General features: G+C 70.4%; 20 protein-coding genes. 8 read left to right on the forward strand and 12 right to left on the reverse strand.

The genetic code is table 11. The features are described 5' to 3' along the window. Positions 1 to 351: 351 nt before the first annotated feature. The gene (locus ACIP6U_RS25715) at positions 352 to 2,472 is read right to left on the reverse strand and encodes a type IIA DNA topoisomerase subunit B (RefSeq protein ID WP_401722102.1); all 2,121 of its coding nucleotides are present in this window, start codon (positions 2,470 to 2,472) and stop codon (positions 352 to 354) included. 440 nt (positions 2,473 to 2,912) lie between these two features. Between ACIP6U_RS25715 and ACIP6U_RS25720 the strand changes: the two genes are divergently transcribed. Beyond that, positions 2,913 to 3,143, forward strand: coding sequence for a hypothetical protein (locus ACIP6U_RS25720; RefSeq protein ID WP_123997256.1), 231 nt, complete (start codon positions 2,913 to 2,915; stop codon positions 3,141 to 3,143). Positions 3,144 to 3,247: 104 nt separating this feature from the next. Here ACIP6U_RS25720 and ACIP6U_RS25725 read toward each other — a convergent pair whose 3' ends face one another. Beyond that, on the reverse strand, positions 3,248 to 4,123 hold the full coding sequence (locus ACIP6U_RS25725; RefSeq protein WP_401722105.1) for a S1 family peptidase: 876 nt from the start codon (positions 4,121 to 4,123) through the stop codon (positions 3,248 to 3,250). 442 nt (positions 4,124 to 4,565) lie between these two features. Here ACIP6U_RS25725 and ACIP6U_RS25730 point away from each other — a divergent pair, with 442 nt between their 5' ends. The 5 genes from ACIP6U_RS25730 to ACIP6U_RS25750 all read left to right on the forward strand — a co-directional run bounded on the left by ACIP6U_RS25730 (position 4,566) and on the right by ACIP6U_RS25750 (position 8,068). Then, a complete protein-coding gene (locus ACIP6U_RS25730) occupies positions 4,566 to 4,865 on the forward strand; it encodes a hypothetical protein (RefSeq protein WP_401722108.1) in 300 nt (99 codons plus the stop codon). 45 nt (positions 4,866 to 4,910) lie between these two features. Continuing rightward, on the forward strand, positions 4,911 to 6,191 hold the full coding sequence (locus ACIP6U_RS25735) for a putative T7SS-secreted protein (RefSeq protein ID WP_401722110.1): 1,281 nt from the start codon (positions 4,911 to 4,913) through the stop codon (positions 6,189 to 6,191). Between the two features lie 239 nt (positions 6,192 to 6,430). Then, positions 6,431 to 6,745 (forward strand): hypothetical protein, encoded by a 315-nt coding sequence (locus ACIP6U_RS25740; RefSeq protein WP_401722113.1) that lies wholly within the window; start codon positions 6,431 to 6,433, stop codon positions 6,743 to 6,745. Beyond that, complete coding sequence (locus ACIP6U_RS25745) at positions 6,738 to 7,415, forward strand: hypothetical protein (protein ID WP_401722115.1); 678 nt, start codon at positions 6,738 to 6,740, stop codon at positions 7,413 to 7,415. Before ACIP6U_RS25740 ends, ACIP6U_RS25745 begins: the two co-directional genes overlap by 8 nt. Next, a complete protein-coding gene (locus ACIP6U_RS25750; protein ID WP_401722118.1) occupies positions 7,412 to 8,068 on the forward strand; it encodes a hypothetical protein in 657 nt (218 codons plus the stop codon). Before ACIP6U_RS25745 ends, ACIP6U_RS25750 begins: the two co-directional genes overlap by 4 nt. 99 nt (positions 8,069 to 8,167) lie before the next feature. Here ACIP6U_RS25750 and ACIP6U_RS25755 read toward each other — a convergent pair whose 3' ends face one another. The 9 genes from ACIP6U_RS25755 to ACIP6U_RS25795 all read right to left on the reverse strand — a co-directional run bounded on the left by ACIP6U_RS25755 (position 8,168) and on the right by ACIP6U_RS25795 (position 22,273). Continuing rightward, positions 8,168 to 9,712, reverse strand: a complete 1,545-nt coding sequence (locus ACIP6U_RS25755) for an RNA polymerase sigma factor (RefSeq protein WP_401722121.1) — start codon at positions 9,710 to 9,712, stop codon at positions 8,168 to 8,170. Positions 9,713 to 10,133: 421 nt separating this feature from the next. Next, positions 10,134 to 11,024: a FadR/GntR family transcriptional regulator gene (locus ACIP6U_RS25760; protein ID WP_401722124.1), complete on the reverse strand. Its 891-nt coding sequence runs from the start codon at positions 11,022 to 11,024 to the stop codon at positions 10,134 to 10,136. Between the two features lie 161 nt (positions 11,025 to 11,185). Beyond that, on the reverse strand, positions 11,186 to 13,162 hold the full coding sequence (locus tag ACIP6U_RS25765; protein WP_401722127.1) for an ATP-binding cassette domain-containing protein: 1,977 nt from the start codon (positions 13,160 to 13,162) through the stop codon (positions 11,186 to 11,188). A 92-nt stretch (positions 13,163 to 13,254) separates the two neighbouring features. Beyond that, a complete protein-coding gene (locus ACIP6U_RS25770; protein ID WP_401722130.1) occupies positions 13,255 to 14,013 on the reverse strand; it encodes an NUDIX domain-containing protein in 759 nt (252 codons plus the stop codon). Positions 14,014 to 14,164: 151 nt separating this feature from the next. Next, positions 14,165 to 16,033: a glycogen debranching N-terminal domain-containing protein gene (locus ACIP6U_RS25775; protein WP_401722133.1), complete on the reverse strand. Its 1,869-nt coding sequence runs from the start codon at positions 16,031 to 16,033 to the stop codon at positions 14,165 to 14,167. Between the two features lie 578 nt (positions 16,034 to 16,611). After that, the gene (locus ACIP6U_RS25780; RefSeq protein ID WP_401722136.1) at positions 16,612 to 18,186 is read right to left on the reverse strand and encodes a DUF4192 domain-containing protein; all 1,575 of its coding nucleotides are present in this window, start codon (positions 18,184 to 18,186) and stop codon (positions 16,612 to 16,614) included. A 180-nt stretch (positions 18,187 to 18,366) separates the two neighbouring features. After that, complete coding sequence (locus ACIP6U_RS25785; protein WP_401722361.1) at positions 18,367 to 18,795, reverse strand: cold-shock protein; 429 nt, start codon at positions 18,793 to 18,795, stop codon at positions 18,367 to 18,369. A gap of 209 nt (positions 18,796 to 19,004) precedes the next feature. Further along, positions 19,005 to 21,566: an ABC transporter permease gene (locus tag ACIP6U_RS25790; RefSeq protein ID WP_401722138.1), complete on the reverse strand. Its 2,562-nt coding sequence runs from the start codon at positions 21,564 to 21,566 to the stop codon at positions 19,005 to 19,007. Further along, entirely contained in the window at positions 21,563 to 22,273 is a 711-nt protein-coding gene (locus tag ACIP6U_RS25795) for an ABC transporter ATP-binding protein (protein WP_401722141.1), read from the reverse strand. The genes ACIP6U_RS25790 and ACIP6U_RS25795 overlap by 4 nt, the downstream gene beginning before the upstream one ends. A gap of 302 nt (positions 22,274 to 22,575) precedes the next feature. Between ACIP6U_RS25795 and ACIP6U_RS25800 the strand changes: the two genes are divergently transcribed. Next, positions 22,576 to 23,841 (forward strand): sensor histidine kinase, encoded by a 1,266-nt coding sequence (locus tag ACIP6U_RS25800; protein WP_401722143.1) that lies wholly within the window; start codon positions 22,576 to 22,578, stop codon positions 23,839 to 23,841. Further along, positions 23,838 to 24,560, forward strand: coding sequence for a response regulator (locus ACIP6U_RS25805; protein WP_401722146.1), 723 nt, complete (start codon positions 23,838 to 23,840; stop codon positions 24,558 to 24,560). The genes ACIP6U_RS25800 and ACIP6U_RS25805 overlap by 4 nt, the downstream gene beginning before the upstream one ends. A 97-nt stretch (positions 24,561 to 24,657) precedes the next feature. Here ACIP6U_RS25805 and ACIP6U_RS25810 read toward each other — a convergent pair whose 3' ends face one another. Then, entirely contained in the window at positions 24,658 to 26,817 is a 2,160-nt protein-coding gene (locus tag ACIP6U_RS25810; protein WP_401722148.1) for a RecQ family ATP-dependent DNA helicase, read from the reverse strand. Positions 26,818 to 26,993: the final 176 nt, after the last annotated feature.

Genomic DNA, 26,993 nt, shown 5'->3' on the forward strand with positions numbered 1-26,993 from the left:
GCAGGTGGATCCTCGACCCCGGCCGGCTCCACCCACGGGTGGAGCCCAAGCTGCCGCAAGGCCGCAAGGCCGCAAGGCCGCAAGGGGACAGTCGCAGGTGCGCCCCGCTGGCATCGCCGCAATCCCGGACCAGCCGGGCGCCGGAGCCCTGCGCAAACCGCAGCGCTGCTACTGGTCAGCGACAACGCCTCGGCCGCGCCAGACCGCCCTCACCCCGACCGCAGCCGCCGGCTTCCAGCGAGGGTGAGAGTGAGGGTGAGGTGACGCCGAGTCACCCCACCTCTGCCGACCCGATGCCGACCAGTCCCGGCCCGACGCCGACCCTCTCCCCGCCAAAGCCCAGCGCAGCGGCTACGCGTCGATGCGTGACCGGTCCAGCGTCGCCGCCGAGCTGGAGATGAACTCCTTGCGCGGGGCCACGTCGTTGCCCATCAGCAGGTCGAAGACCGTCTCGGCGGAGTCCAGGTCGGAGAGGTTGATCCGGCGCAGGGTGCGGTGGCGGGGGTCCATCGTCGTCTCGGCCAGCTGGTCGGCATCCATCTCGCCGAGACCCTTGTAGCGCTGGATGGAGTCCTTGTGCCGGACGCCCTTGCTCTGGAACTCCAGGAGCTTGTCGCGCAGCTCGCGGTCCGAGTAGGTGTAGACGTACTTATCCTGGCCCTTCTTCGGCTGGACGAGCTCGATACGGTGCAGCGGCGGCACCGCGGCGAAGACCCGGCCCGCCTCGACCATGGGCCGCATGTAGCGGTGGAACAGCGTCAGCAGCAGGGTGCGGATGTGGGAGCCGTCGACATCGGCGTCGGTCATCATGATGATCTTGCCGTAGCGGGCCGCGTCGATGTCGAAGGTACGGCCCGAGCCGGCTCCTATGACCTGGATGATCGCGCCGCACTCGGCGTTCTTGAGCATGTCGGTCACGGACGACTTCTGGACGTTGAGGATCTTGCCGCGGATCGGCAGCAGCGCCTGGAACTCGGAGTTCCGGGCGAGCTTCGCGGTGCCGAGCGCGGAGTCTCCCTCGACGATGAACAGCTCGCTGCGGTCCACGTCGTCGCTGCGGCAGTCCGCAAGCTTGGCGGGCAGGGACGAGGACTCCAGAGCCGTCTTGCGACGCTGCGCGTCCTTGTGCTGGCGGGCCGCGATACGCGTGCGTGCAGCGGCGACCGCCTTCTCCATGACGACCCGGGCCTGTGCGGCCGCGTCACGCTTGGTGGTGGTCAGGAAGTCCCTGAGCTCCTTGGAGACGACGGTGGTCACGATCCGGCGGGCCGCCGAGGTGCCGAGCACCTCCTTGGTCTGCCCCTCGAACTGCGGCTCGGCGAGTCGGACGGTCACGACGGCGGTGAGACCTTCGAGGGCGTCGTCCTTGACGATGTCGTCCTCGGCCACACGCAGCAGCTTCTTGGCGCGCAGCACCTCGTTCATCGTCTTCGTGATCGCCTGCTCGAAGCCCGCGACGTGGGTGCCGCCCTTGGGCGTGGCGATGATGTTGACGAACGACCGGAGCGTGGTGTCGTAGCCCGTCCCCCAGCGCAGCGCGATGTCCACGCCGAGCTCACGCGTGACCTCGGTGGGCGTCATCTGGCCGTGGTCGTCGAGGACCGGGACGGTTTCCTTGAAGGTGCCCTGGCCGGTGAGGCGCAGCACGTCGTTGACGGGCTTGTCGGTGGCCAGGTACTCGCAGAACTCGCTGATGCCGCCGTCGAAGCGGAAGGACTCCTCGCCCTTGCTGCCGCCCTCGCCGAGACCGAGTTCGTCGCGGACGACGATGGTCAGGCCGGGCACCAGGAAGGCGGTCTGGCGGGCGCGCTGGTGCAGCGTGTCCAGGGAGACCTTGGCGTCCTTCAGGAAGATCTGGCGGTCGGCCCAGTAGCGCACGCGCGTGCCGGTCCGATTCTTGGGCACCTTCTTGGTCTTGCGCAGTCCGCTGGCGGCCTCGAACTTGGCGTCGGGGCCGTTGCCGGCGAAGGCGCCGGGCACACCGCGACGGAAGCTGATGGCGTGGGTGTGGCCGCTGCGGTCCACCTCCACGTCCAGCCTGGCGGACAGCGCGTTCACCACGGATGCGCCGACGCCGTGCAGACCGCCGGAGGCGGCGTACGAGCCACCGCCGAACTTGCCGCCGGCGTGCAGCTTGGTCATGACGACCTCGACGCCGGACAGACCGGTCTTGGGCTCGACGTCGACCGGGATGCCCCGACCGTTGTCCCGCACCTCGACGGAGCCGTCGTCGTGGAGGATCACGTCGATGTGGTCGCCGTAGCCCCCGAGGGCCTCGTCCACCGCGTTGTCGATGATCTCCCACAGACAGTGCAGCAGACCACGGCTGTCGGTGGAGCCGATGTACATGCCCGGGCGCTTGCGCACGGCCTCGAGTCCTTCGAGGACGAGCAGGTGCCGCGCGGTGTAGTTGGAACCGTCCCGGTCTGCTGCCAGCAGCGCTGTGGACGGCACGGACGTCTCGGCGGTCACGCGGTTCGCTCCTCGCTGAATTTCAAGTGGGGCCCTTTGGGGTAAGGGCGCGGCTTCGGTCGCCGCCAAGAGGGTACCCAGGCCTGGTAGAGCCGTTGTAACGCCACCCTCGTCTGAGTTCACACTAGTCCAGAGTCGCATGAGTGTTCGATCCCTCGATGGAGTGAAGTACATATCACGTTCCCTTCGGGGCATGAACCATTTAGGCTCCGGGCACGTCCTCAAGAACAACCGGCAACCCAGCCGGGAGGACAGACATTGACAGACCGCGCGAACCCGTAAGACACAGAGACACGCAATACGGCACATTCGCCGCCAACCGGCAGCAGACAGCCGGCCTCGAAAGATTTTTTCGAGGGAAAGCCCCGAGCGGGAACGTTTTGGGGCTGGTTGGATGTTGACCCTGGTACGACAGCTCGTCGAGCTAGAGAAGAGGCGACGTGACTACTGTTCTGACCCCCGCGAGCCCGCTGACGGCCGCTGACCGCTGCGACCGCTGCGGCGCCCAGGCGTACGTACGCGTGGTCCTGCTCAGCGGCGGTGAACTGCTCTTCTGCGCCCACCACGGACGCAAGTTCGAGCCGGAACTCAAGAAGATCGCCGCTGAGATACAGGACGAGACGGAGCGGCTGACGGCTGTGCCGGCAACCTCCAACGAAGAAGAGCGCTGACAACTCGCGTCAACGACGAGCCAGCTCCGGCGCAAGCCGGTCGACGGGCGGCGTGGCCCCTTTAACAGGGGCCACGCCGCCCGCGCTCTTTGGCGAGAAAGCCCTCAGCCGCCGTCAGCGGCCCGCCCGGGGCCCGTTGACCCGGCGGCCCCTCCCACCCCTTCCAAGGCCCTTACGGCGGCAGACACACGCGTGTAGACGCCAGGACTGCCCGCATGGCCGCAGCCGCTCCCCCAGGACACCAGTCCGATGAGCTTCCCCTGGGCGACGAGCGGCCCTCCGCTGTCCCCCTGACAGGCGTCACGGCCGCCCGCCGTCTCACCGGCGCACAGCATGGTGTCGGCCGCGTAGGCCCCGTCCGAACTGCCTGGATAGGCCCGCTCGCACTGGGCGTCCGGCAGCACGTGCACGCGTGCGGCCCGCAGACTGCGCGCGTAGTCGCCGCCACCCGTGAGATCGCCCCATCCGTAGACGACGGCACTCGTACCCGGCGCGTAGGCGGAATCGCCGTCCGCCGCCATCCCGACCACCGAACTCCGGGGAAGGGACTCGGCGAGGGTGAGCACGGCGAAGTCCCCCGCGTTGCTGCCGCTGTCGTAGTCCGGATTCACCCAGGTGTCGCGCACCGCGATCTCCCGCCCCTGGTTCGACAGCAGATCCGTACGACCGGTGATGACCTTGAGGTCACGCGCTCTGTTCGGCGGCGCCCCGAGCACGTCGTCGCCGAGACAGTGGGCCGCGGTCAGCACAGTCGTGGGACCGACCGCCACTCCGCCGCAGAACTGCCCCGCGCGGGTACCCCCGAACCGGTCACGGCTGGACAGTGCCACCGTCCACGGACTCTCGGAGATGTCGACCGGGAACCCTCCTACGACGATGTCGTCGGCGGCCACCGGAGCCGCCGACAGCAGTGGTATTGCGGTCGCCGCGGCCGCAAGGACCAACGGCCGGGCGAGGGCCCGGACAAAAGGACGGCGCATGCACGTTCCTCACTCTGGGATGGTCACGAGACACCCAGAGTGATCCAGCCCACCGTGCGCCGCACCCGCGCGACGGCGCGCGAAGGCCCGGCCCGCCCTCGTGTCGCAAGTAGGCGAACAGCCGCCTCCCCGATGACCCGGCCCTACTACCGTCAGGCACTTCACAGACATCGTTGCACTACGGAAGAGCGACGTTGCGACACCTCTGCCCGCGGCAACTTCTCTCCCGATTTGCCCGGCTAGACGGTCCCGGTTGACGTAAAGCCGTCTGGTGTCACGGGAGGTCCGATCGATAGCGTTGGCACACTCGCGAGAACCCTCGCCCCACCGGGAGCCCTCCGTGAACCGCCGCCCCACCCTGCCCTTAGGCACTGCGCCGACCGCTGTCGCGGTCCAGGAGATCCCGGCAGTCAACCGCCGAGCGACGAACACGGGGAACAAGATGCCGAAGGGATCGGATCTACAGGTCAACCACGACCTGTTGTCCACGAGCGCCAAGCAACTCGCACAGATCCGCCGCGAGTTCAAAGGGCTGGAGGACTGGAAGAAGGACGTCATGTCCCTGCTCGGCGACGGTGGCATCCAGAGCGCCATGAGCGACTTCGTGGACAACTGGGACAAGAACCGCGAGCGGCTGGTCAAGGAGATCGAGGAAGTCGGGAAAATGGTCAAGACGACCAGCGACGCCTTCAAGGAACTCGACGACAACCTGACCAACGCCACCAAGGGCAAGAAGAAGTAACTCCTCGGACACACAGACCGATGGCATTTCTCAGGGGGAGCATCCATGGCGCGGCCGGCTGACTGGGCGCCGCTCGCAGAAGTCGATCCCGTTCCGGGCGATCCGGAAGGCATCCGACGCGAGGTCACACACATGAAGAAGGTGGCCGAGAAATTGCGTACGCAGGCCGCCGCCATGCAGGCGATCGCCGACTGCGACGGCCTCAAGGGCAAGTACGCCGACGAGCTGGGCGACAAGGCGCGTGGCCTCGGGCGCAGGCTTGACCTGGCCGAGGACCGCTACCGCAAGGTGAAAGGGCACCTCAACAGGTGGGCGGATGACATGGACACCGCCCAGAAGAAGGCCGACCGGGCTCTGGATGACGCCAAAGACGCTCAACGCGTCATCGACGCCCAAAAACCGAACGACAACACAAAGGAGAGCTCCGCCAAGTCCAACAAGGACACGGCATCCGACAATCCGGTCGTCACACGAGCCAAGGAAGACCTGGAAGGGGCCCACCGGAAGCTGAACTCGGCGGTGTCCTTCTACCGCGAGCGCGCGGACCACTACGCGGGCAAGATCCGTTCGTCGATCGACGACGACATGGAGGACAGCTGGTGGAACGACCTCAAGGCATTGGTGAGTGATGCCGACTGGTTGGGGACGCTGGCGGACTGGTTGAGCAATGCCTGCACCCTGCTGGCGATCGCCGCGATCTTCTTCCCGGCCCTCGGCGTGGTGGCCGGGATCCTGACTGGAATCGTCTTCGGCATACACCTCCTGATGGCGATGACAGGCAACGGCTCTTGGTTCGATGTGATCACCGACATCGCGGCGTTCAAGATGGCCAAGAACGGCATCAAGGCGGCCAAGGCGATCAAGTCGCTGCAGACGGAAGGGCGAGTTCTCGCGAAGGGCCTCGCGGAAGAGCAGGCGAAGCGAGCGGCCAGAATGAATCGCGCCGTCACCGGGCGGGGCAGTGGGCGCCTGGGTCGGCTGCGCAGACTCGCGGACAACCAACAAGGGCGGGCAGCCGGTGCCCGGACCCAGAATGAGGCCCTGCCAGTTGCCACCCAGACGGACACGTACAAAGCTCTGGGCGACAAGCGCATGGCCCAGCAGGTCAAGGACATCGAGCGCATGAGCGCCCGATACCCTGACAGCCCGCGGCTGAGCGACATGGCCTCGGAGGCGGCGCGCCAGAAGGGGATCGCGCAGTCCTACTGGATATCGAGTACGGCCCTCGACCTCGGCGGGCGGGCCGGGGACGCGTGGTCCAGCACCTACGTGAATGCCAAGGGACACTTGACGGCGCCTGGAGCGGGGATCGGATCGCAATGGTGAGGCCCGAACCGGAGAAGCGAAAGACAGGTCCCTCCAGGAGCACACGCACCCGGCAGGTACGTCGGGCTCAGCTACGGGGTCGGACCGCCGACATCCGGGAGGGTTCCCCCGCCGGCGCGGAGGGCGGTTTCCGATTCGGTACAGCCGACTCCCCAGCCCCCGCAGCCGATCCGGAAGCGGCGAAGTTCCGCAGACTGGCGGCCCGTGTGCGCTATGTGCTACTCGCGATCGCCCTCGTCATGACCCTCTGGTTCATCGTCGCGTTGCAGGGACGGAAAACAGCGGGGGTTGATCTTCCCGTGCCCACCTGGGCCCTGGACGCCGCCGCGCTCAGTCCCCTGCTGGTGCTGATCCGGTTCTGGAAACCGGAAATCAGGAAGCAGAGCGACACGCTGGAATTCGACCTGCGAGTCCTCAGCGGCCTCTACTTCCTCATGGCCTTCCTCGGCGCCGCGCTGGGCGCCTACTGGCAGCTGTGGCCCGGCGTCGGGCTCGGAGCTGCGGTACACGCAGGCATTTGGTACACCAACCGGCGGGCCGGCGGTCATGGGTGACAGCACCATCGAACCCGCCTCTCCCCCTCTGTCTGGCTATCACGTCCTCCCGGAGGACTGGGTGCAGATCCCGCTTCGACAGAGACACCCAGAGGCCTCCGTACGTTCCGTCGTCACCTCCGCTTTCGCACGCCCGCCGGCCGGCGTGCCGCGTGACAAGTTGGCGCCGCTCCGACTGGAATTGGAACGCAGACTGCTGGCGGCGGTTGCCGAGGCGCGCAAGGCCGATGCACTGGAGCTGTACCTGCCCATGAAGCTGGCGGTTGAGGTGAATCTCGGGGCGTCGTTCACGGTTTCCCTAGCACGCCTTCCAGTGCGCTCCCCTGCCGGCGGCGGCGCGACCTCTACATCTGTCCCGGCCGAGATCGCCGTGCAGTTGCTCGCCGGAGAAAGCCCGACGGATACCTCGGATGTCGATCTCAGCAGCGGTGAGGTCGACGGAGCCCTCGCGGTCCGCCGAGAGCGCGTTGTTTCGGCAGATCCGGCGCGCGGTGCCGAACTCGCGAGCCGCAGGGTGGAGTACCTCGTGGCAGTACCCGCCGATCCCGGCCAGTGGCTCGTGGTTGCGTTCTCCACGATCGGCGCCGGGAATCCCCAGGACGAACTGTCTCAAGCGTTGGTCGAGTGGTTCGACGCGTTGATGACGACCTTTCGATGGAGCTGGACATGACAGATCCACAGGTCGAGCTCGAGCACGAATTCAGTCTCGACATCAACTACAACCCGAGCCGCTGGCTGGAGCTCCCGCCCCGCTGGGACACCGAGGAGTGGCAGGACATCGGTGTCTGGGCGAGCCGGTGCGCCGAGTTGTTCTGGCGGTCGTACGAGCGGAATCCAGGGGAGGCGGGTATCTCGTTCCTCTCGGGTACGCTGCGACGCTTCGCGGAAGCCTTCGCTCCGGAACCCTTCGACACGCGCGTACTGCTGCGCATGTGGGAACCGACGAGCATGCCGCTCCAGGTGTTCACCATGGTCAAGCCCGCCCAGGGTGACCGCGCGGAGACGTTGCGCTCCCTCGTCGGAGCGGAGGATCCGGACGCCGTAGAACCGCCGGTCGTCGAGACCTTCCGTACTGAACTGTGCGGCGAGGGGCTGCGGGCATTCCGCTATCTGCGGCAGGACAACGCCCCCGAGGTGGTCGCCGCCCTTCGCTACGCCTGGCGTGACGAGGAGGTCGGCGCCGACGTGGTGCTGTGGACGGCCACCGACGACACCGCGCGGGTCATCCGGGCAGCCCAGGACATCGAAGAGCTGGCACACCAGGTGAGCGTGGCGGTGTGGGATATCGAAGCGGAGGACGAATCCGTACTGCCAGACCAATGAGATATCTGGACCAGCAGCTGCGTGCTCACACGCGAAAGCGCCCCCGGCCCGGAAACCACCGGGTGGGGGCACTCTCGAAGAATCGACCAGAGGATTCGCCTAGTCGAGGTAGTCGCGCAGCACCTGCGAGCGCGACGGGTGGCGCAGTTTCGACATCGTCTTGGACTCGATCTGGCGGATGCGCTCGCGCGTGACGCCGTAGACCTTGCCGATCTCGTCGAGGGTCTTCGGCTGGCCGTCGGTGAGACCGAAGCGCATGGAGACGACGCCCGCCTCGCGCTCCGAGAGGGTGTCCAGGACGGAGTGCAGCTGCTCCTGGAGGAGCGTGAAGCTGACCGCGTCGGCCGGGACGACGGCCTCGGAGTCCTCGATGAGGTCGCCGAACTCGCTGTCGCCGTCCTCACCCAGAGGGGTGTGGAGGGAGATGGGCTCGCGGCCGTACTTCTGGACCTCGATGACCTTCTCGGGGGTCATGTCGAGTTCCTTGGCCAGCTCCTCCGGGGTGGGCTCGCGGCCCAGGTCCTGGAGCATCTGGCGCTGCACGCGCGCGAGCTTGTTGATGACCTCGACCATGTGCACCGGGATACGGATGGTGCGGGCCTGGTCGGCCATCGCGCGGGTGATCGCCTGACGGATCCACCAGGTGGCGTACGTGGAGAACTTGTAGCCCTTGGTGTAGTCGAACTTCTCGACCGCGCGGATCAGACCGAGGTTGCCCTCCTGGATGAGGTCCAGGAAGAGCATGCCGCGGCCGGTGTAGCGCTTGGCCAGGGAGACCACCAGGCGGAGGTTGGCCTCCAGGAGGTGGTTCTTGGCGCGGCGGCCGTCCTCGGCGATGATCTCCAGCTCGCGCTTGAGCTTGGGGGCGAGCTTGTCGGCGTTGGCCAGCTTGTCCTCGGCGAACAGACCGGCCTCGATGCGCTTGGCGAGCTCGACCTCCTGCTCGGCGTTGAGCAGCGGGACCTTGCCGATCTGCTTGAGGTAGTCCTTGACCGGGTCGGCGGTGGCACCAGCGGCGGCGACCTGCTGCGCCGGCGCGTCGTCCTCGTCCTCGTCGGAGAGCACGAAGCCCGCGCTCTCGGCGCCCTCGGGCTCGTCGCCGGTCTTCGGCGTCTCCTCGAGTGCTTCCTCTTCGGTGGCCTCGGCGTCGTCCTTCTTGGCACCGGTCTTCTTCGCCGCCGCGGGTGCTGCCTTCTTGGCGACGGTCTTCTTCGCGGCCGCCGTCGTCTTCTTGGCGGTCGTCTTCTTGGCAGCGGCCTTGGGGGCGGAGTCGTCCTCGACGGACGGGTCCGCGACGGGCGCCGCCGGCGTGGCGGTGGCGGTGGCCTTCTTGGCGGTCGCCGTCTTCGCCGCGACCGTCTTGGTGGCGGTGCGCTTGGCCGGACTCTTCGCTGCGACGCTCTTTCGTGTGCGCTTGGGCTCCGCGGCACTGACCATCAGCGCCACACCCTCTTCCTCGAGGATCTGGTTGAGGCTGCGCAGTACGTTCTTCCACTGAGTGGCCGGAATCTGGTCAGCTTCGAAGGCCCGACGCACATCGTCGCCGGCGATCTGCCCCTCAGCCTTTCCCCGCTCAATGAGAGCCATGACAGAGACGGACTCGGCGATCTCCGGCGGGAGCGTACGGGATGTGCTGGCCGACACGAACAACCTCTCGGAACGTTGGAAAACGGCTTCCGGCCCCGTCCATGACGGACAGGAGCCGACCACCGGCTTGGGGATTGGGCCGACGGCGCGGGCCGGGGAGATACACAGCGCCTGGAACGGCGTCCGTATTCCCTCCTCGGCAGTCACCTCTTAGGTCATCGTGCTGTTCCCGCGAGCGTTACGCCCAATCTGCGTGGCCCGAGTCACACCCCGTAAGCACTCAAAAACGGTCAGACACGGGCAGAGGAGGTCACGTATGCCCCCGATCGGGGCTTCCGCGACACTCGGACGACCGTGTCGCACCGTCGGACCCCGCGGGATCCAGGGATCGCGCGGGGTCCGACGGAAGACGGTTCGACGGCCGAGCGATGCCCAGGAGGGGGAGGCATCCCCCGGCCGCGCCGCCCTCGGACCGCGGTCAGTGCTCGCGCGGCGCCGGCACCACGCGCTCCACCTCGGGGTGGACGGTCAGCAGCTGACGCATGGCCGCCTCGGCGCCCCCGCCGTCGCCCGTGGCGAGCGCGTCGGCGATCCGGCCGTGGTACGCCAGCGACGCCTCGGTCGGCCGGTCACACCCCGTGACGGGGTTGCCGGAGACCTGAAGGGCTGCCGACACGATCCCGGAGAGGTGCTCCAGCATGCGGTTCCCGGAGACCTGGATGAGCAGGGAGTGGAATTCGGCGTCCGCGCGGGAGAACGTCAGCGCGTCGCCCTGCGCCATCGCGTGCCCCATGATCTCGACCATGTCGGTGAGCCGCTGCTGGACGTCCTCACGCCCGTGCCCGGCGGCGAGGCGGGCGGCCAGCGGCTCGATCGTCCAGCGCAGCTCGCTCAGCTCGCGGCGCTGGTCGTCGCGCTGCGGCCCGAAGGCCCGCCACTCGATGATGTCCGGGTCGAGGAGGTTCCAGTCGCTGACGGGACGCACGCGCGTGCCGACGTTCGGCCGGGCGCTGACCAGGCCCTTGGCCTCGAGGACGCGAAGCGACTCGCGGACGACGGTACGGGAGACCTCGAAGCGCTGGCCGATCTCCTCGGGCACCAGTGGGCGGTCGGCGCCCAGGTCGCCGGAGACGATCATCTGCCCCAGCTGCTGGACGAGTTGGCCGTGCAGCCCGCGTCCGCGGCTGCCCGCGGCACGCCGGCCCACGCGGCCCAGCTCCTGGTGGTCCGCGCCGTCCCAGACGGAGGTGTTGACCCGGTCGGCGACAGGGGCCTCGGCATAGGGGTAGCGGTCGAGTTCGCCCGGGCCGGCGAGGCCGGAGTCTGCGGAGCGGGCGGCGGTCATCATGGTGTGCGCAAGGGTACTCACGGATCCTTTGTCGGCTCTCTCCCCAACTCCCTTGAGGTCTTTGGTGAAAAGCACACGAAAGGGTGATCGCTCACCCCGTCGCAATTGACGCCTTATCGGAAAGAAATGGGCTTTCCCCGGGGAGTTGTGCGCAAGGTGCGTCGGAAGAGCGCGGACGGTCGTCATCGAACCCTGCTGCGCAGGGTCGTGAGCAGATACGCGCAGAGCAGCGCGGTCAGCGACAACGTGAGTGCGCCGCCCACGGGTTGACCGACCACGCGCGCCATGGCGGACAGATAGCGCTCTCCACCGAAGGGCCACTGCAACAGGAGCACCTCGCGCAGCCGCAGCGGAAGTCCGGCCGCCATCCGTACAGACGGTCCCGCCAAGGCCTTGTGTACGAGCGGTACGACGAGAACCGGCACCGCGACCACCGCCGCGAGCCCCGCCGTGGTGGACCGGAAGACCCCGGCGGCCAGCACTCCGGCCCACGAACAGCCCACCACGAGCCCGATCCAACTCGCGCTCAACGGCAGCCAGTCGGCGGGAACTTGTGCGAGCTCCCGTCCGTAGACGAGATAGAGCACTTCGGCGTCGCAGCCGACCGTGAGGAAGGCCAGCATCAGCGCGGTGGCCGCGGCGACGAGGAGTTTCGCGGCGAGCAGCCCCAGCCGTCGGGGCACGGTGCCGCGGTCCGCCGCCAGGGCGGGGTGACGGAACTCGTCGCCGAAGGCCAGCGCGCCGAGCAGTCCCGCACCGAGCGCGGCGGGCGGCAGCGGCAACTCCCTCGGCCACGCGGCCAGCAGGCGCGACTGCGGGGTGTGGCCGATCCGCGCCAGGAGCACGGCGGTGAGAGCGGACACGACGAGCACGGCGGCTGCCGTGAGAAACCCGGTGCCGATTCCGGCGGCACGACGGATCTCGTAGCGCAGGGGGCGGAGGGGGCTGGGGGCGGGGCGGACGGAGATGGGGGGCGGGAGGGGGGCCAGGGCGTCGAGGGTGCGGGCTCGGGTGGGGCGGGGGGTCGGGGTTGGAGTGAGGGGTGTTGTTGACGTCGGATTCGGCGCGGGTGTGGGTGTCGAGGGATTCAGAAGCGGGGTCTCGGCGAGAGGAAATGCGGGCGGCTCGTCGGGGTGATGAGCTTGCGGATGGTTGACCGTAGAGGTGTCCTGTGCGACCTGCGCATCCCGGGGATCGTCCGAGCCGGAGCGCAGCCGTTCGGCGCCGGGTGCGGCGGGTTCGCGGAGTGCGTCAACTTCGGCTGACTCGCTGGTCGCCGCTCCCGGGCCCATGTCCCCGATCTCGTCGGCGAGTTGGTGTACGAGGATGCTGTGGCGGAACGCTGTCTCGCCGACGTCGGCGCACGTACTGCCGTAGACGGAGAGCCGGTTGCCGGCCTCGCGGACGACCTCCACGGAGCGTTGCGCGGTCCGGGCTTCCTTGGCGAGGAGGGCCGCGAGGCGGGCGGCGTACGGGGTGCGGACGGCGACTCGGGGGCGCAGTCGGGTGCGGGCGAACTCGGTGGCCTCCTGGTCGGCGACGAGTCTGCCCTGCTCCAGGGTGACGACCCGATCGGCCGCGCGGGCGGCCTCCTTGGGGTCGGTTGTCGTCAGCAGGACCGTGCCGCCCTGTTCCGTGTGGGCGCGCAGCATGCCGTGCAGCCAGTGGGCCTCACGGGTGGAGAGCCCGTCGGCCGGATCGTCGAGGACGAGGGTGTGCGGGTCGGAGAGCAGGGCACAGGCCAGGCCGAGGCGGCGGTCCATGCCGCGCGAGAGGGTGCCGAGGCGTTCGTCGCGCAGGCTGACCAGGCCGACCACTTCGAGCACTTCGTCGGCGCGGCGACCGGGCACGCCGGCTGCCGCGCACAGCATGCGGAGATGACCGCGGACCGAGCGGGACGGGTGGCCGGGTACGTCGCCCAGGAGCACGCCGACCTCGCGCGACGGGTGGGCGATGCGGTGCAGGGGGCGGCCCCTGAAGTAGGTGATGCCACGGCCCTGTTGGAGTTCGAGCATGAGTCTGAGCGCCGTCGTCTTGCCTGCCCCCGCCGCTCCGAGCAGCGCGGTGACATGGCCCGCGCGCGCCTCGAAGGAGACGTCGTCGACGGCGGGCGGAAGGTCCTTGCGGGGGTTGCTGGTCAGTCCGAAGGCCTGGATCACCCGAAGCAAGATAGCGCGCTATGTCCGGTTTTTGGGGCATCGCACGGCCCGCCCCACGAACGGGGATCGGCGCTGTGGCCGGACTCTCGTCGTCAGACCTCGGGGCGCAGCATCGGGGGGTTGAGCAGTGTGGCGCCGCCGGCCCGGAAGAGTTGGGCGGGGCGGCCGCCCTGGCGTGTGGTGGTACCGCCGGTGGGGACCAGGAAGCCGGGTGTGCCCGTCACCTTGCGGTGAAAGTTGCGGGGGTCGAGTGCCACGCCCCACACCGCCTCGTAGACGCGGCGCAGCTCGCCGACGGTGAACTCGATGGGGCAGAACGCCGTGGCGAGCGACGAGTACTCGATCTTGGAGCGGGCGCGTTCGACGCCGTCGGCCAGGATCTGGGCGTGGTCGAAGGCGAGCGGTGCCACGGGCTCCTCGTCACGGCCGTAGCCGCTCTGTTGCAGCAGTTCGTCGACCGGTGCCCAGCGGGCGTAGCTCGCGTCGCCGCCGGCCCTGGGTGCGGGCAGGTCGGGGGCGAGGGCCAGGTGCGCGACGCTGACCACGCGCATCCGAGGATCCCGCTTGGGGTCGCCGTAGGTCGCGAGCTGTTCCAGATGCGCCCCGTTGTCCGGGGCGGGGACGGTCTGGTCGTGGGCGCGCAGCCCGGTCTCCTCGGCCAGTTCGCGTGCCGCCGCCTGTGCCAGGTCCTCGTCGGCCCGTACGAATCCGCCCGGTAGCGCCCAACGCCCCTGGAAGGGTGGTTCGCCCCGCCGTACCGCCAGCGCGCACAGGGCATGGCGGCGCACGGTCAGCACGACCAGGTCCACGGTGACGGCGAAAGGCGGAAAGGCTGACGGGTCGTAGGGCATGCGGCGATCATAGTCGTCTGCCTGACGATAAACACTCCCTTCGTCGGTCGCTTCGGTGGCTGATCCACTTCGTTCCGGTATGCGTCCCGTGGGCCGCTCCTCCCCGTTCTCGTCCGCTCGCGCCCGGCGTGCGCCGGTGGGTCGTCCGAGGTCACACGCCCAATTGCAGACCGTCGGCCGCCTCCTCGACCATGGCGAGGCCCAGTCGGCTGACCCGGACGGAGAAGGGGGCTCCGGCGACCCGCAGGCCCGTCAGGACGAGCTCGCCGAGGGGTGCGCTGTGCACGGGGCGCAGTGTGAGCGTGCCCGCCGGGGCGTCGGGGCGGATGCCCGCGAGCGCGGCGGGGAGCAGCACGCCGGCCGCCGCCGCGGTGGCCGCCGGTCGGCAGGCCGCCGGGTGCGGAAGGGGAGCGCTCCCGTCGGTGCGCTGCACGCCGGCGTACATCTCGGGCAGCCGGTGGCCGAAGGCCTCGGCCGCCCCCAAGGTGCCCCGCAGCAGCGAGGCCGCCTCCTTCTCGTAACCGGCGGCGGCGAGGCCGGCGACCGCGACCGCCGTCTCGTGGACCCGTACGGCGCCGCTGCGGTGGCCGAAGGGGTTGTATCCGGCTTCCTTCGCGCCGAGTCCGCGCAGTCCCCAGCCCGTGTCCATGGCGGGACCGCCCAGCAGTCGTGCGAGTTGTTCGGTCTGCACCTTGTCGAGCAGGCCCGGGGCCAGTTCGCCGCCGCCCAGCAGGCCGGTGTCGAGGAGGTGGACGGCGGTCGCGCCCAGGTAGGGCACCACGCCTCCGTCGGGCGCGCGGGCGGCAGCCGGCCTGCCTCCGCCCAGGTCGTCGATCCAGAACTCCTCCCGGAACGCCCCGCGCAGCGCCTGCGCCCACCGCCGCAGCTCGGCGCCGCCCGGTCTACCGAAGTCCTGGAGCAGATCGGCGCCGAGCAGGGCCGCACGGTGGGCGTGGGCCTGCGTCTCGCAGCGAACCGGGCCGCCCGGGTGCGGGTCGTGCAGGTAGGTGCCGTCGCCCACGGTCGCCAGCAGCCAGGTCAGACAGCGCTCGGCCGCAGGCAGCAACTCCTCCGTCTCCTGCTCGGGAAGCCCCCAACGGCGGGCCTCCGCGAGCAGGGCGGGGAAGAGCAGCGTGCCTTCCGTGCCGGTGCACCCCGGCGGCAGATGAGGGCCTGCATCCCGGCGTGGTCCGGGGATCATGCCGGATCGTGGCCCCGGGTCCCGGAGTTGAGTGCGCGCGAGGGTGCGCAGGGTGCCCGAGGCGAGGCGGGTGCCGAGGGGCAGGGTCATCCGGGCCGCGGCGAGTGCCTCGGCCGGGGCGAGACCGCAGCGCCACGGTGCCCCCGCCGCGAGGTGTGTGTCGGAGGGATGGGCGGGGTCCCGTAACTGCAGGGCCTGGAGATCTTCGATGCTCGTCCGCAGCAGCGGCTCGACTCTGGGGTCGTCGCCCGAGGCGCGGGCCGTGGCGAGCGGGCTCGTCGCGGCACGGCCCACAGCTCGGACGGGTCCCGTTCCGTCCGAGCGCACCCGTAGCTCAAGGCTTCTGCTGCCGCCCGGAGGCAGTTCGAACTCCCAGCGCAGCAGCCCCGCCGAGGCCAGCATGTCGGCGGGCGGTGGATCCGCCGTGACCGACGAACGCCCGGTGGCGCCGGTCCAGCGCAGGCCCGAGTCGTGGACGCTGGCGGGCAGTTCGGGGCCCGTGACCCCGGACGCGATCGCCGCCAGGTCGGCCAGGTCCGTGGCGAGGGCGACCTCGACGGGCACGCGCAGCGGGCGGAGGGACGCGCTGTGCAACGTGATCCGCTCGGTTCCGTCCGCGTGACGGATGCGTTCGACGACGACGTCCGGGTCCGGGCCGGACTGCGGGGACGCGCGCAGCGTGCCCACGAAGCGGGCCCGGTCGGCGGCGGTCATCCGGGCCTGGATCGCCAGCGGTTCACGTCCGGCGACCCGGATCTGGCACCGGGAGAGCACGCGTCGGCCTGCTCGGTAGAACCCCTCCAGTCCCTGGCCCGTCAACTGTCCTTGGTCTGTGGAGATGGCGAGGGCGGGGAGGGCGACGCAGATGAGGGTGGTGTGGGTGGGGGGTAGGTCGAAGGGGCGGCGGGGGGTGGGGGGAGTGGAGGCGCCGGATGAACTGGGCTGACCGGACTGCCCGGACGCACCGGACTGCCCGTATGGACCGCGGTGACCGCGTGGACCGTGCGGACTCGGCGGTGTCGGACCGCCGCGGGCGGGTTGCCCCGGGCTCGCTGGACGTTGTTCAGGTCCGAGATGGTCGGAACGATCGGCGGCGGAGGAGGGCGGAGTCGGCTCATACATGGGCGGCTTCTTCTGCTCTCTGTGCACCTCGGGCGTGCGCGGCGCCGTAGGAGATCCGGATGGACGTGGGCGATGCGACGGCAGGGCCCAACCAGGCGTTCCGCCACTCAGGTGAACGGAACCGGGCTCCTCCTGGTCACGCCCCGAGCGGCCCGAGCCGACCGAATGGCGGCGGTGGACCTGATTGCCTCCGCCCACTTCCTCTCGCCGCCCGCGCAACGCGTCGCGGTGGCCGTCGGTTCGGCAGCACCACCCCTTGCCCACCTGGCAGTTGCTCACGGCCTGCCCTCGATGCCGTCGTCCGCCAACGGTGCCCGGGGACGCGGAATGCTCGCCCCGCTTCCACGACCGTCCGTCCGGGCGGGGCGAGGACGGGAGCGGGCGCCGGTCGGGCGAACACGGCGTCGGAGGCGTGAGGAACCCCCCGATGCGGACGCAGGTGCCGGTGCAGCCCCGGGCGCCGACACCGGCCCGGCTTCCGACGTAGGCCGGGACTCGGGCGCAGACCCGATCGCCGACGCGAGCCCACCCGCCGGCGTAGACCTATCCGTCGGCGCAACCCCCGCCGACGGCACGGCCCCCGCCGTATCCGCCTCGAAATCCCCCTCGAACGACACCTCAGGCTCCCCCCACTCCGTCCGCTCCGCTCGCGCCGCCCCCGCTCGCCCTCGGTCATGCCGTTCCGCTCGCAGACAGCGGCGAATGGATTCCGGGTCCAGGCCCTCGTTGCAGGCTTGGTGGAGCAGGCGGGCGAAGAGGTAGTCGGGGTCGGCGCCGAGTGCCATGGCGAGGGCTTCGCGGGCTTCGAGTTCGTCGCCGGTGGACCAGGCGACCCAGCCCGCGAGGGTCAGGGGTGCCGCGGCGTGTTCGCGGTACGGGCCGACGCAGCGGCGGGCGAGGGTGCGCCAGAGTCGGAGTGCCGGGACGGCGTCGTCGCCCTCCATCCATTCGGCCGCGCGGTCGCGGGTGGCACGGTCCTGCAGGCCGAGGATCAGGGTGGCCGCTTCGTCGTGCCCGACCAGTTCGTCGTCGCGGAGGTCCGATGTGAACGGGCCGGAGGCGGGCGGTACTTCGGTCAGACGGCAGATGATCCGGCCGGCCAGCTCCAGGGTTTCCTTGCCCACCTCCGTGCGGCTGGCGTCGTCGAGGATCCTCGGAACCAGCGCCATGTTGGCCGCGTCCAGGGCGACTTCCTGTTCCAGGGCAGCCGCTGTCTCCCAGGGCAGCAGCCTGGCGCGCAGCTCGCGAAGGGTGCCGCGTACCTGGAGGCCGGCGTAGGTGGCGGCGGCCGCCAGCACGGAGGTGCCGGGCAGGCCCATGGGGAGGCCGTCGAGAGGACAACAGGCCTGGTTCGCGCAGCAGTAGGACCAGAAGCGGCCGTCCGAGATGCACAGGGCCTCGATCACCGGCACGTCCAGCTGTCCGCACTCGACGCGCAGTTTCTGGGCCAACGGGCGCAGTCGCTCCATGACCTGGCGGCCCGACTCGCCCTCCGCCGGTTCCTGGCAGAGGTACGCCACCATCTGCTCGGGCTTGGCGCCCCTGCGCTCGCTGCCCGTCACCAGCCCGTGGGCCAACTGCCGGGCCACGGACGCCCAGTCGTCCGCGCCGGGCGGAATGCCCAGCCGGGCCCGGCCGCCGAACCTGCCTCGGCCGTCCTTGTCGTGCAGGGCAACCAGCACGATGCTGTCCTCCGGGCGGTACCCGAGCAGATATGGCAGGGCGTCCGCCAGTTCGGCCGGGGTGCGCAGGGTGACCTGGTGGTCTGCGCCGTGATGGTCGTATGCACTCGGTTCGAGTGACGGTGTGCCGTTTTCGGATGATCCAGCGGTTTCGCCGTGATTCGTCATGCGCAGACGATCTCGCGGATCTTGATATTCCGCTTTGCCCTGTGGATAACTCGGGCCAGGGACACGACAACGCCATGACCGGCACCGCTACGACAACACCGCCTGCGACAAGACCGGTCACGGCGGCACGGACCCCGCCGCCGACAGGATCCGGTGGCGTCGGCTATCCGAAAGTGCGGCTCAATCCTCGACCCAGCCGTGGCCCTCGCTGAACTTCACCAGCGCGGCGCGGATGGTGAGGATCTGCTCCGCGGTCAGCAGCGGACTAGCGGCCAGCAGCAGTTCCGTCACATCACGCCGGTACTCCTGGGCGCTGAGCACGTCGCACATCACGTTGCCGTTCTCGTCGAGCGTCACCGCCCTCGGGCCCGCCTCGTGCGACCGACGCGGCACCGGCGGTGCGGCACCCTCAGGGAGACGGATGTTCGACGCTTTCAGTCCTCGATCGCCGCTCTCCACGTCGAATTCGACGACCAGACCGGAGCGGATGTACTCCTCGGGAATGAGGAGATCGTTCACATGCAGGAAAATGTCCTCGCCGCCGGCATCCGACGCGATGAACCCATACCCACGCACACTGTCGAAACGCACTACACGACCCGCAACCATGCGGACCCCCAACTCTTCGAAACCCCACCCGTCCGGGGCCCTTCCCCGGACACACGGCTCCAGCATGTCATCAGCGAGGCTCAGGTCAACGCTGCTGTCGCTCACCCGTACGCCGCCGCGCCTCCACTCCGTACGCCGCGCCCCACTCCGTATGCTGCGCCCTCACCCCGTACACCGCACCCCTCAGCCCGAACACCGCACCCCTCACCTCACTCCGTACGCAACGCCCGTCCCGTCCCCGTCCGAGCCGCCCACCCCGCCGGCAGCAGCGCGCCCGTCGCCGCGATGACCACGCCGCCCAGTGCGAGGAGCACCAGCAGGCCGGGACCGTAGATGTCGATGTCGGCGGTCGGGATCTCGGTGCCGGCCGAGCGGCCCATCGCCGGCATGACGACGTGATGCAGGGCCACGCCGAGCGGTACGCCGACAGCGCCGGCCACCAGACCCGTGGCTGCGACGGAGGTGAGCACCATGCTGACGACCTGGCGCGGGATCATCCCCAACGCCTTGAACACCCCTAGGTCGTGGACCCGTTCGCGGGTGTCGAGGACCACCGTGTTGAGGACGCACAGGCAGGCCACGACCACGAGCATCGCCGTCAACATCGCGATCAGGGACTGCATCACCAGGATGACGGTCGAGGCGCGGCCGTCGTCGGAGCTCGTGGCGACTCCACCGATCTTCTCCAGTTGGGTGTTGAGCCCGTCCAAGTAGGCGCCTTTGTCCGCGCCCTTGGTGAGTTCGACCGTGAAATTGTCCAGCTTCACGTCGGGCACGATCCGCGCCACCGACGCGGCGTCGGCCCGCACCGCCATCCCCTGGTCACCGAGGTCGAAGATCTCGCCGACCAGCTTGAGCCGCACGCTGTGCCCCTGGTCGGTCAGCGTCACGGTGTCCCCGATGTTGGCCCCAGTAGCCTGAAGGAAGCGGGCCGGCGCCACCGCCTCGCCCGGCGCGGAGAACCAGCGCCCCGACACCATCACCTGGCCGACGCCCTCGGCGTCACCCTCGTACACCACCAGCGGTGTACCGCCCTTGACGCCCGCGACGCTCACAAAGGTCTTGCCGGTGCCGAAGTACGACCCAGTGCCCGACTGCGCCTTGATCGCCGCCGCGACCTCGTCCGGGTCGGCCAGCTTCACCTCGCCCTGCGGATCCGCCGTCGTGCCGGGCGCGCCGCGACCTTCCTGGTCCGCGCGCGTCACGGCCTCGCCGTCACCACCCGCCGCCGCTGCACGGTCGCCCGCTCCACCCCGCCCCGGCACATCCGGCCGTCCCACCGTGCTGACGGTGACATCACCGGACGAGTCCGGGTCGCCGCTCGTCTGGATGGCGGACAGCGAACTGCCCAACCCCACCGCGAAGGTGATCGCCAGCGCGCCGAAGCCGACGGCCGCCGCGGTGGTCGCCGCGCGCGCAGGACGCGCGAAGGGCGTCGCGAGACCCAGGCTCACGGAACGCGGCACCGGCAACCGGGCCAGAAGCCCGCGGACGTGCCGCCCACGGTCTTCGCTGGGCGTGCGCCCGACGTTGATCGCCACCGCGGTACGCAGTCGGGCCGCACGCGTCGCCGGGCCCAGCGCGGCGGCCGTCACCAGCGCCAGGGCCGCGAGGGGCACCAGGAGGTCGATCCAGAGCGGGATGAGGAGGGCACTCGTGCCGTACGCGGTCTCGACCTCGTTCAGCATCGGGACCGCGAGCAGGTTGCCGGCGACCACGCCCAACAGCGCGCCGAGCGAGGCCGGGATCAGGGCCTGTGCGACGTACGCCCGGCCCACCTGCGACGGCGTGAAGCCGATGGCCTTGAGGATGCCGATCCGTCGGGTGGACGCGGCGACCGCGCCGCTGACCACGATGGAGATGACGAGCACCGACATCGCAAGGGCGATGAGCGCGAATGCGCTCACGAACGGGACGAACGCCGACACGTTGTTGTCCGCGATCTGCTTCACGTCCAGCCACGACTGCGCACCGCGCAGGGCGCCGTCGGGCAGCTCCGCGGTGACGGCCTTCTTGTCGGCCGCGACCGCCGATCTGCTGTCGGCGTCGTCGAAGCGGTAGAGCATCTGGTAGCCGGAGTCCGCGCCGGACGCGGCCAGTCGGCTCAGCTGTGCGGGCAGCACCCAGGCGTCAGCGCTCTCGCCGACCGACTCGGCGATCCCCGTCACGGTCAACTCCGCTGTGCCGTCCGGGCCGGTGGCCTCCAGCTTGCTGCCCACCGCGGTGTCCGGCGTGCGCGCGCCGGTCTCCAGCACGATCTCGCCGGGCTTCGAGGCCCACTTGCCCTCGACGAGGTTCACCTGGTCCACGGGCTGTTCCGCCTTGGCACGGCCGACCACCGTCATAGGCAGCGGAGCCATGCCCGGCGGCCCGCCGCTCGGCGATTCGAGCCGCAGCGAAGCCACGGGGAACGGACCGGCCGCCGCGGCCACGCCGTCGGCGTCTCCGGTCGCCGCCAGTTGCGTCGACGACACCTTCGTCGCGTCGAACTCCACGCTCAGATGCGCCCCTTGCTGTTTGGCGAACGCATGCTCGAACGGCCCCTGCGAGGCCACCAGCAGCCCGGCGCCCAGCACCGAGGCCGCCACCGCGAGCAGGGTCGTCAGCACCATCACGACGGTCTGCACCCGGCGCCGCCCCACGCCCGCGCGGACGACGCGGCCGAGCGCACCGCCGCCGCTCCGACTCGCCCGGCCGTTCTGGGCGCCCCCGGGTGGCGGAGACGCGCCGAGCTCCGCGAGTCGGCTGCTCGTCGGCCCCAGCGCGCTCATCGAGCCGCCTTCGGCATGGTGTGTGCGGTGTCCCGGGCGACCCGTCCGTCGACCAGCTCGACGGTCCGGGTCGCGCAGGCCTCCGCCAGCGACAGGTCGTGGGTGACGAGCATCATCGTCTGCCCGTCCGCGTTGAGATCGCGCAGCAGCGCCTGTACGTCCGCCCCCGACGCGGAGTCGAGCGCTCCGGTCGGCTCGTCGGCCAGCAGCAGCGCGGGACTGTTCATCAGTGCCCGGGCCACCGCGACCCGCTGGCGCTCGCCGCCGGAGAGCCGGCCGGGGTGGGTGTGCGCGTGCCGGGCGATGCCGAGACGGCCGAGCAGTTCGTCGGCACGTGCTGCGGCCCGGGCGCGGGGCATGCCCGCGAGTTGGGCCGACAGCAGGACGTTGTCGATGACGGTCAGGTCGTCCAACAGGTTGAAGAACTGGAAGATCATGCCGATCCAGGCCCTGCGGTACTTGGCGGACCCGGTCTCGTTCAGCTCGTCCACCCGCACTCCGGCGATGGTCACGCCGCCCTCGGTCGGCCGGTCGAGGCCCGCGACCAGGTTCAGCAGTGTCGACTTGCCGCTGCCGGACGGGCCCAGCACGGCGACCGCCTCGCCGGACCGCACGTCCAGTGTCAGCCGGGACAGCGCGGGCGGGCCCTCGTCGTACACCTTGCTCACGTCACGCAGTTCGATGAGCGGGTCGATCAGGTCCCTCACGGCGCCTCCAGGTGTGCCACTTCTCGTGTCGTGCTCGCAGAAGCTAGGTGTGAGAGGTCGGGCACCGCGTCGGTCGCTGTGCCGAAGGTTCCTACCGTGTGCGGCGGAGGCCCGGCGGCCTCAACCCAACGATGTAGTCGAGAGGTTGAGACCGGATCGACTCGTGGGCCGATCCCCGGAGTGCGCCCGCTTGCCACAATGGGCCGGTGAATTCAGCGGGCCGGATCCGTCGACGGTGGCCGTTCCCCGCGAGGGGGTCGTGGGCAGGCGCAGTTCAGTCGTTCCGTGGGCGAGGAGCCTCGGTGCTGCGCGCCATCGGCATGCCGCCGCGGCGCTCGCGCTGGACCTGGATCGCCGATGTGCTGCTGGCCGCCGTGCTCGCGGTGGGTACGGTCTCCACCGACCTGGACCGCTCGACCTACGAGAACCGGCCGCAGGTACCCGGCGTCTCGGCCTCGACGGCGCCCTCGATCCCGCCGGCCCGCCCTGTCCCGCCGCCGGAGCCGGAGCCCGTTCCCGCTCAGCACACCGACCGGAACCTGCCCCCCGTCGAGCCGTGGGAACTGGCGCTGGCCGTGCTTTCCGCGGCCCCACTGGCGCTGCGCCGACGGTATCCGCTGGCCGCGTTCTGGGCGGCACTGGCCGCCACCGGGCTGTTCCACCTCGGCGAGCTAACCGAGGACGCGGCGGTGTTCACCTTCGCGAGCACGCTGATCGCGGCCTACAGCGCGGCCACGTACAGCCCCTACCGCGTGCCGTCGTTGGTGAGTCTGGCGGCGGGCGGCGTCGCGTTCGGCACGCTGTCCCTGCTGCCCGATATAGACCGCGGTCTGATCCCGCTGCTGATGCTGCTGCCGGTGGCGCTCGCCGCCAACCTGGTGCACGCCTGGCAGCAGCGGGGCCGCGCCCAGCAGGAGGCGACCCGGCTCGCGGTCGAGCGCGAACGCTCGCGTATCGCACGGGAGTTGCACGACGTCGTCACCCACAACGTCAGCATGATGACGATCCAGGCGGGCGCCGCGCGCAAGACCCTCGACGCCTCCCCCGACCAGGCCCGCGAGGCGCTGCGGGCCGTCGAGGCGGGCGGACGGGCGGCGCTCGCGGAACTGCGGCACGTCATGGGCCTGTTGACGATGGCCTCGGACGGAGCGGAGTCGGCCGCGACGGCCGACCTGGCACCGCAACCGGGCCTGGGCCAACTCACCGAACTGACCGGCCGGGTGCGTGGCACAGGCGTACCCGTCGAGGTGTCCGTCACCGGCACCCCGGCCCCGCTGCCCGCGGGCGTGGACCTCACGGCGTACCGGGTGGTGCAGGAGGCACTGACCAACACCGTCAAACACGCCGCCGGTGCCACGGTCACGGTGTCCGTGGAGTACGCGCCGGGCGAACTGCGCGTGGCGGTCGAGGACACCGGCGGACAGCGCAGGTCACGGGTACCGGGCAGCGGCCGCGGCCTGATCGGACTGCGCGAACGGCTCGCATTGTACGGCGGTACTCTGTCCGCCGGCAGTCGCCCGCGCGGGGGCTTCGCGGTCCTGGCGATCATCCCGCTGGAGGTCGAGTGAGCACCGAGGCACGGCACACCGGCGACGGCAGCGGGCCGCCCCGGGTGGTGATCGCCGACGACCAGGCGCTCGTCCGCACCGGTTTCCGGATGATCCTCGCCGCGGACGGCATCGAGGTCGTCGGCGAGGCGACCGACGGCGACGAGGCCGTGACCGTCGTCCGACGCACGCTCCCTGACGTCGTGTTGATGGACATCCGCATGCCGGGCACGGACGGCCTGGAGGCCACCCGCCGCATCCTCGGCCCGGACGCCCCCTCGACCCCGCCGCGGGTCATCATCCTCACAACATACGACCTCGACCAGTACGTCTACGGGGCCCTCTCGGTCGGCGCCAGCGGCTTCCTGCTCAAGGACGTCACCCCGGAGCACCTCTCCGCCGCCGTCCGCCTGGTCCGCTCCGGCGACGCCCTGCTCGCGCCGTCCATCACCCGCCGCCTCGTGGAACGCTTCGCCATGCCCACCGGGCGCACGACCACGATGCACCGCGACCTGTCCACGCTCACCCGGCGTGAGCTGGAGGTCCTGGAGTCCCTGGCCCGCGGTCTGAGCAACGCGGAACTCGCCGCCCGATTCCACCTGAGCGAGGCGACGGTGAAGACGCACGTGACGCACATCCTCGCCAAACTCCAACTCCGCGACCGCGCCCAGGCCGTCATCGCCGCCTACGAGACGGGCCTGATCACACCGGGCTCCCTGGAGACCCCGTCGGCGGGCTGACGGTCCACCGGATCGGGACATCCCTACGGTCCGCCGGCCCAACTAAGGCTCACCACCCGGCTGTTCAATACCGCGCCGCTCCCCCGCGCGCGGTATCTCAGCCCGCCACCGCGAGAACCAACGGAAGCACCGGACCACTGCCCGCCTTCCGCAGCAGCCGGGCGGCGACCGCGAGAGTCCAGCCGGAGTCGCTGTAGTCGTCCACGAGCAGGACGGGACCGGGCGAAGCGGCCAGCGCCTCGGCCAGTTGATCGGGTACGGCGAAGGCGCCTGACAGCGCCTTGACGCGCTGCGCCGAGTTGCTGCGCCGGGTCGCGTGCTCGCCGCCTGGTCCGGTGTACGCCAGCGCGCCCAGGAAGGGGAGGCGGCCGACGATCGCGATGCCCTCGGCGAGGGAACCGACCAACTGCGGGCGGGCCAGGGACGGTACGGCGACGACTCCGACGGGGCGCGCGGAGGCGTCCGGGCCGCTGGACGCCCAACCGCCCGTGGAACGCGCCCAGTCGGCGATGACGTCCACCGCGGCCCTCAGGGCGGCCTCGGGAATCGGCCCGTCGGGGGCGTGCTCGGCCAGCAGCGGGCGCAGCCGGTTGCCCCAGCCGATGTCCGAGAGCCGCCCCAGGGCCCGCCCGGTGGAGCACTGCTCTCCGACCGGGATACGGCCCTTGAGGTTGATGCCCAGCGCGGGCAGCCCCGTCGGCCACATCCGGCGCGGCTCGACCTCCACGCCCGGCCGGTCCAGTTCCTTCGCCGCCCCCGTCAGCGACTCGGCCGAGACGGAGGGATCGGCCCACGCCCCCGCGCAGTTGTCGCACCGGCCGCACGGAACCGCGCCCTCGTCGTCCAGTTGACGGCGCAGGAACTCCATCCGGCACCCGTCCGTGCTCACGTAGTCCCGCATGGCCTGCTGCTCGGCCGCCCGCTGCCGCGCCACCCACGCGTACCGCTCGGCGTCGTACGTCCATGGCTCGCCGGTGGAGGTCCAGCCGCCCTTGACCCGCTTGACCGCCCCGTCCACGTCGAGCACCTTGAGCATCGTCTCCAGCCGGGTGCGCCTTAGGTCGACCTGCGCCTCCAGGCTGGGCACGGACAGGGGCCGCCCCGCGTCGGCGAGGGCCGAGAGGGTCTGGCGGACCTGCGTCTCGGGCGGGAAGGCGGTGTCGGCGAAGTAGCGCCAGATGGCCTCGTCCTCCTTGCCCGGCAGCAGCAGCACATCGGCGTGCTCCACCCCGCGGCCCGCGCGGCCCACCTGCTGGTAGTAGGCGATCGGCGAGGACGGCGAACCGAGGTGGACCACGAAGCCCAGGTCGGGCTTGTCGAAGCCCATCCCGAGCGCCGAGGTCGCGACCAGTGCCTTGACCCGGTTCGCCAGCAGGTCGGCCTCGCCCTGCAGCCGGTCGGCGTTCTCCGTGCGGCCGGTGTAGGAGGCCACCGGGAAGCCGCGCTGGCGCAGGAAGGCGGTGGCCTCCTCGGCGGCGGCGACCGTGAGGGCGTAGATGATCCCGGAGCCCGGCAGCTCCTCCAGGTGCTCGGCGAGCCAGGCCAACCGGTGCGCGGCGTCCGGCAGTTGGACCACGCCAAGGCGCAGGCTCTCCCGCTCCAGCGGGCCGCGCAGCACCAGGGCCTCCCCCGCGCCGGTGCCCAACTGCTCGGCCACGTCCGCGGTGACCCGGGCGTTGGCGGTCGCTGTGGTGGCCAGCACCGGGACGCCGGGGGCGAGTTCGGTGAGCATCGCGCGCAGCCGGCGGTAGTCCGGGCGGAAGTCGTGCCCCCAGTCGGAGATGCAGTGCGCCTCGTCGACCACGAGCAGACCGGTGGTGACCGCGAGCTTGGGCAGCATCTGGTCGCGGAAGTCGACGGAGTTGAGGCGCTCCGGGCTGACGAGCAGGACGTCGGTCTCGCCGCGCTCGACCTCCTCGTACACCGTCTGCCACTCTTCGGGGTTGGCCGAGTTGATGGTGCGTGCCCGGATGCCGGCCCGCTCCGCGGCCTCGACCTGGTTGCGCATCAGCGCCAGCAGCGGCGAGACGATCACCGTCGGGCCCGAGCCGCGTCGGCGCAGCAGCGCCGTGGCCACGAAGTACACCGCCGACTTGCCCCAGCCGGTGCGCTGCACCACCAGCGCGCGCCTGCGGTCCTCCACCAGGGCGGACACCGCCTGCCACTGGTCCTCCCGCAACCGCGCGGAACCCCCCGGGTCGCCGACCAGCTCGGCGAGGATGGCATCGGCTTCGGCGCGCAGTTCCAGTTCTTCCATACCCCCATGCAACCCGATGCCACTGACAAACGGCGACCGCACCGCTCTGGACCGGCCGCACTCGAACGGTGTACGAACACAGAGTGAACGGTCGTCTCACGCATCGCGTAGGGGATCACCGGGTAGGGATCTAAGTCTCATACCGCCGGATTTCGGTCTCTGGCCCCAATTGCTCG

The organism is Streptomyces sp. NPDC088794, assembly GCF_044750545.1.
Lineage (GTDB): Bacteria > Actinomycetota > Actinomycetes > Streptomycetales > Streptomycetaceae > Streptomyces.

Coding starts and splice junctions, on each gene's coding strand:
- ACIP6U_RS25785 (WP_401722361.1), bottom strand. CDS start 18,795: ATGGTTGCGGGTCGTGTAGTGCGTTTCGACAGTGTGCGTGGGTATGGG.
- ACIP6U_RS25735 (WP_401722110.1), top strand. CDS start 4,911: ATGGCGCGGCCGGCTGACTGGGCGCCGCTCGCAGAAGTCGATCCCGTT.
- ACIP6U_RS25730 (WP_401722108.1), top strand. CDS start 4,566: ATGCCGAAGGGATCGGATCTACAGGTCAACCACGACCTGTTGTCCACG.
- ACIP6U_RS25790 (WP_401722138.1), bottom strand. CDS start 21,566: ATGAGCGCGCTGGGGCCGACGAGCAGCCGACTCGCGGAGCTCGGCGCG.
- ACIP6U_RS25750 (WP_401722118.1), top strand. CDS start 7,412: ATGACAGATCCACAGGTCGAGCTCGAGCACGAATTCAGTCTCGACATC.
- ACIP6U_RS25810 (WP_401722148.1), bottom strand. CDS start 26,817: ATGGAAGAACTGGAACTGCGCGCCGAAGCCGATGCCATCCTCGCCGAG.
- ACIP6U_RS25740 (WP_401722113.1), top strand. CDS start 6,431: ATGACCCTCTGGTTCATCGTCGCGTTGCAGGGACGGAAAACAGCGGGG.
- ACIP6U_RS25725 (WP_401722105.1), bottom strand. CDS start 4,123: ATGCGCCGTCCTTTTGTCCGGGCCCTCGCCCGGCCGTTGGTCCTTGCG.
- ACIP6U_RS25745 (WP_401722115.1), top strand. CDS start 6,738: ATGGGTGACAGCACCATCGAACCCGCCTCTCCCCCTCTGTCTGGCTAT.
- ACIP6U_RS25780 (WP_401722136.1), bottom strand. CDS start 18,186: ATGACGAATCACGGCGAAACCGCTGGATCATCCGAAAACGGCACACCG.
- ACIP6U_RS25770 (WP_401722130.1), bottom strand. CDS start 14,013: ATGCCCTACGACCCGTCAGCCTTTCCGCCTTTCGCCGTCACCGTGGAC.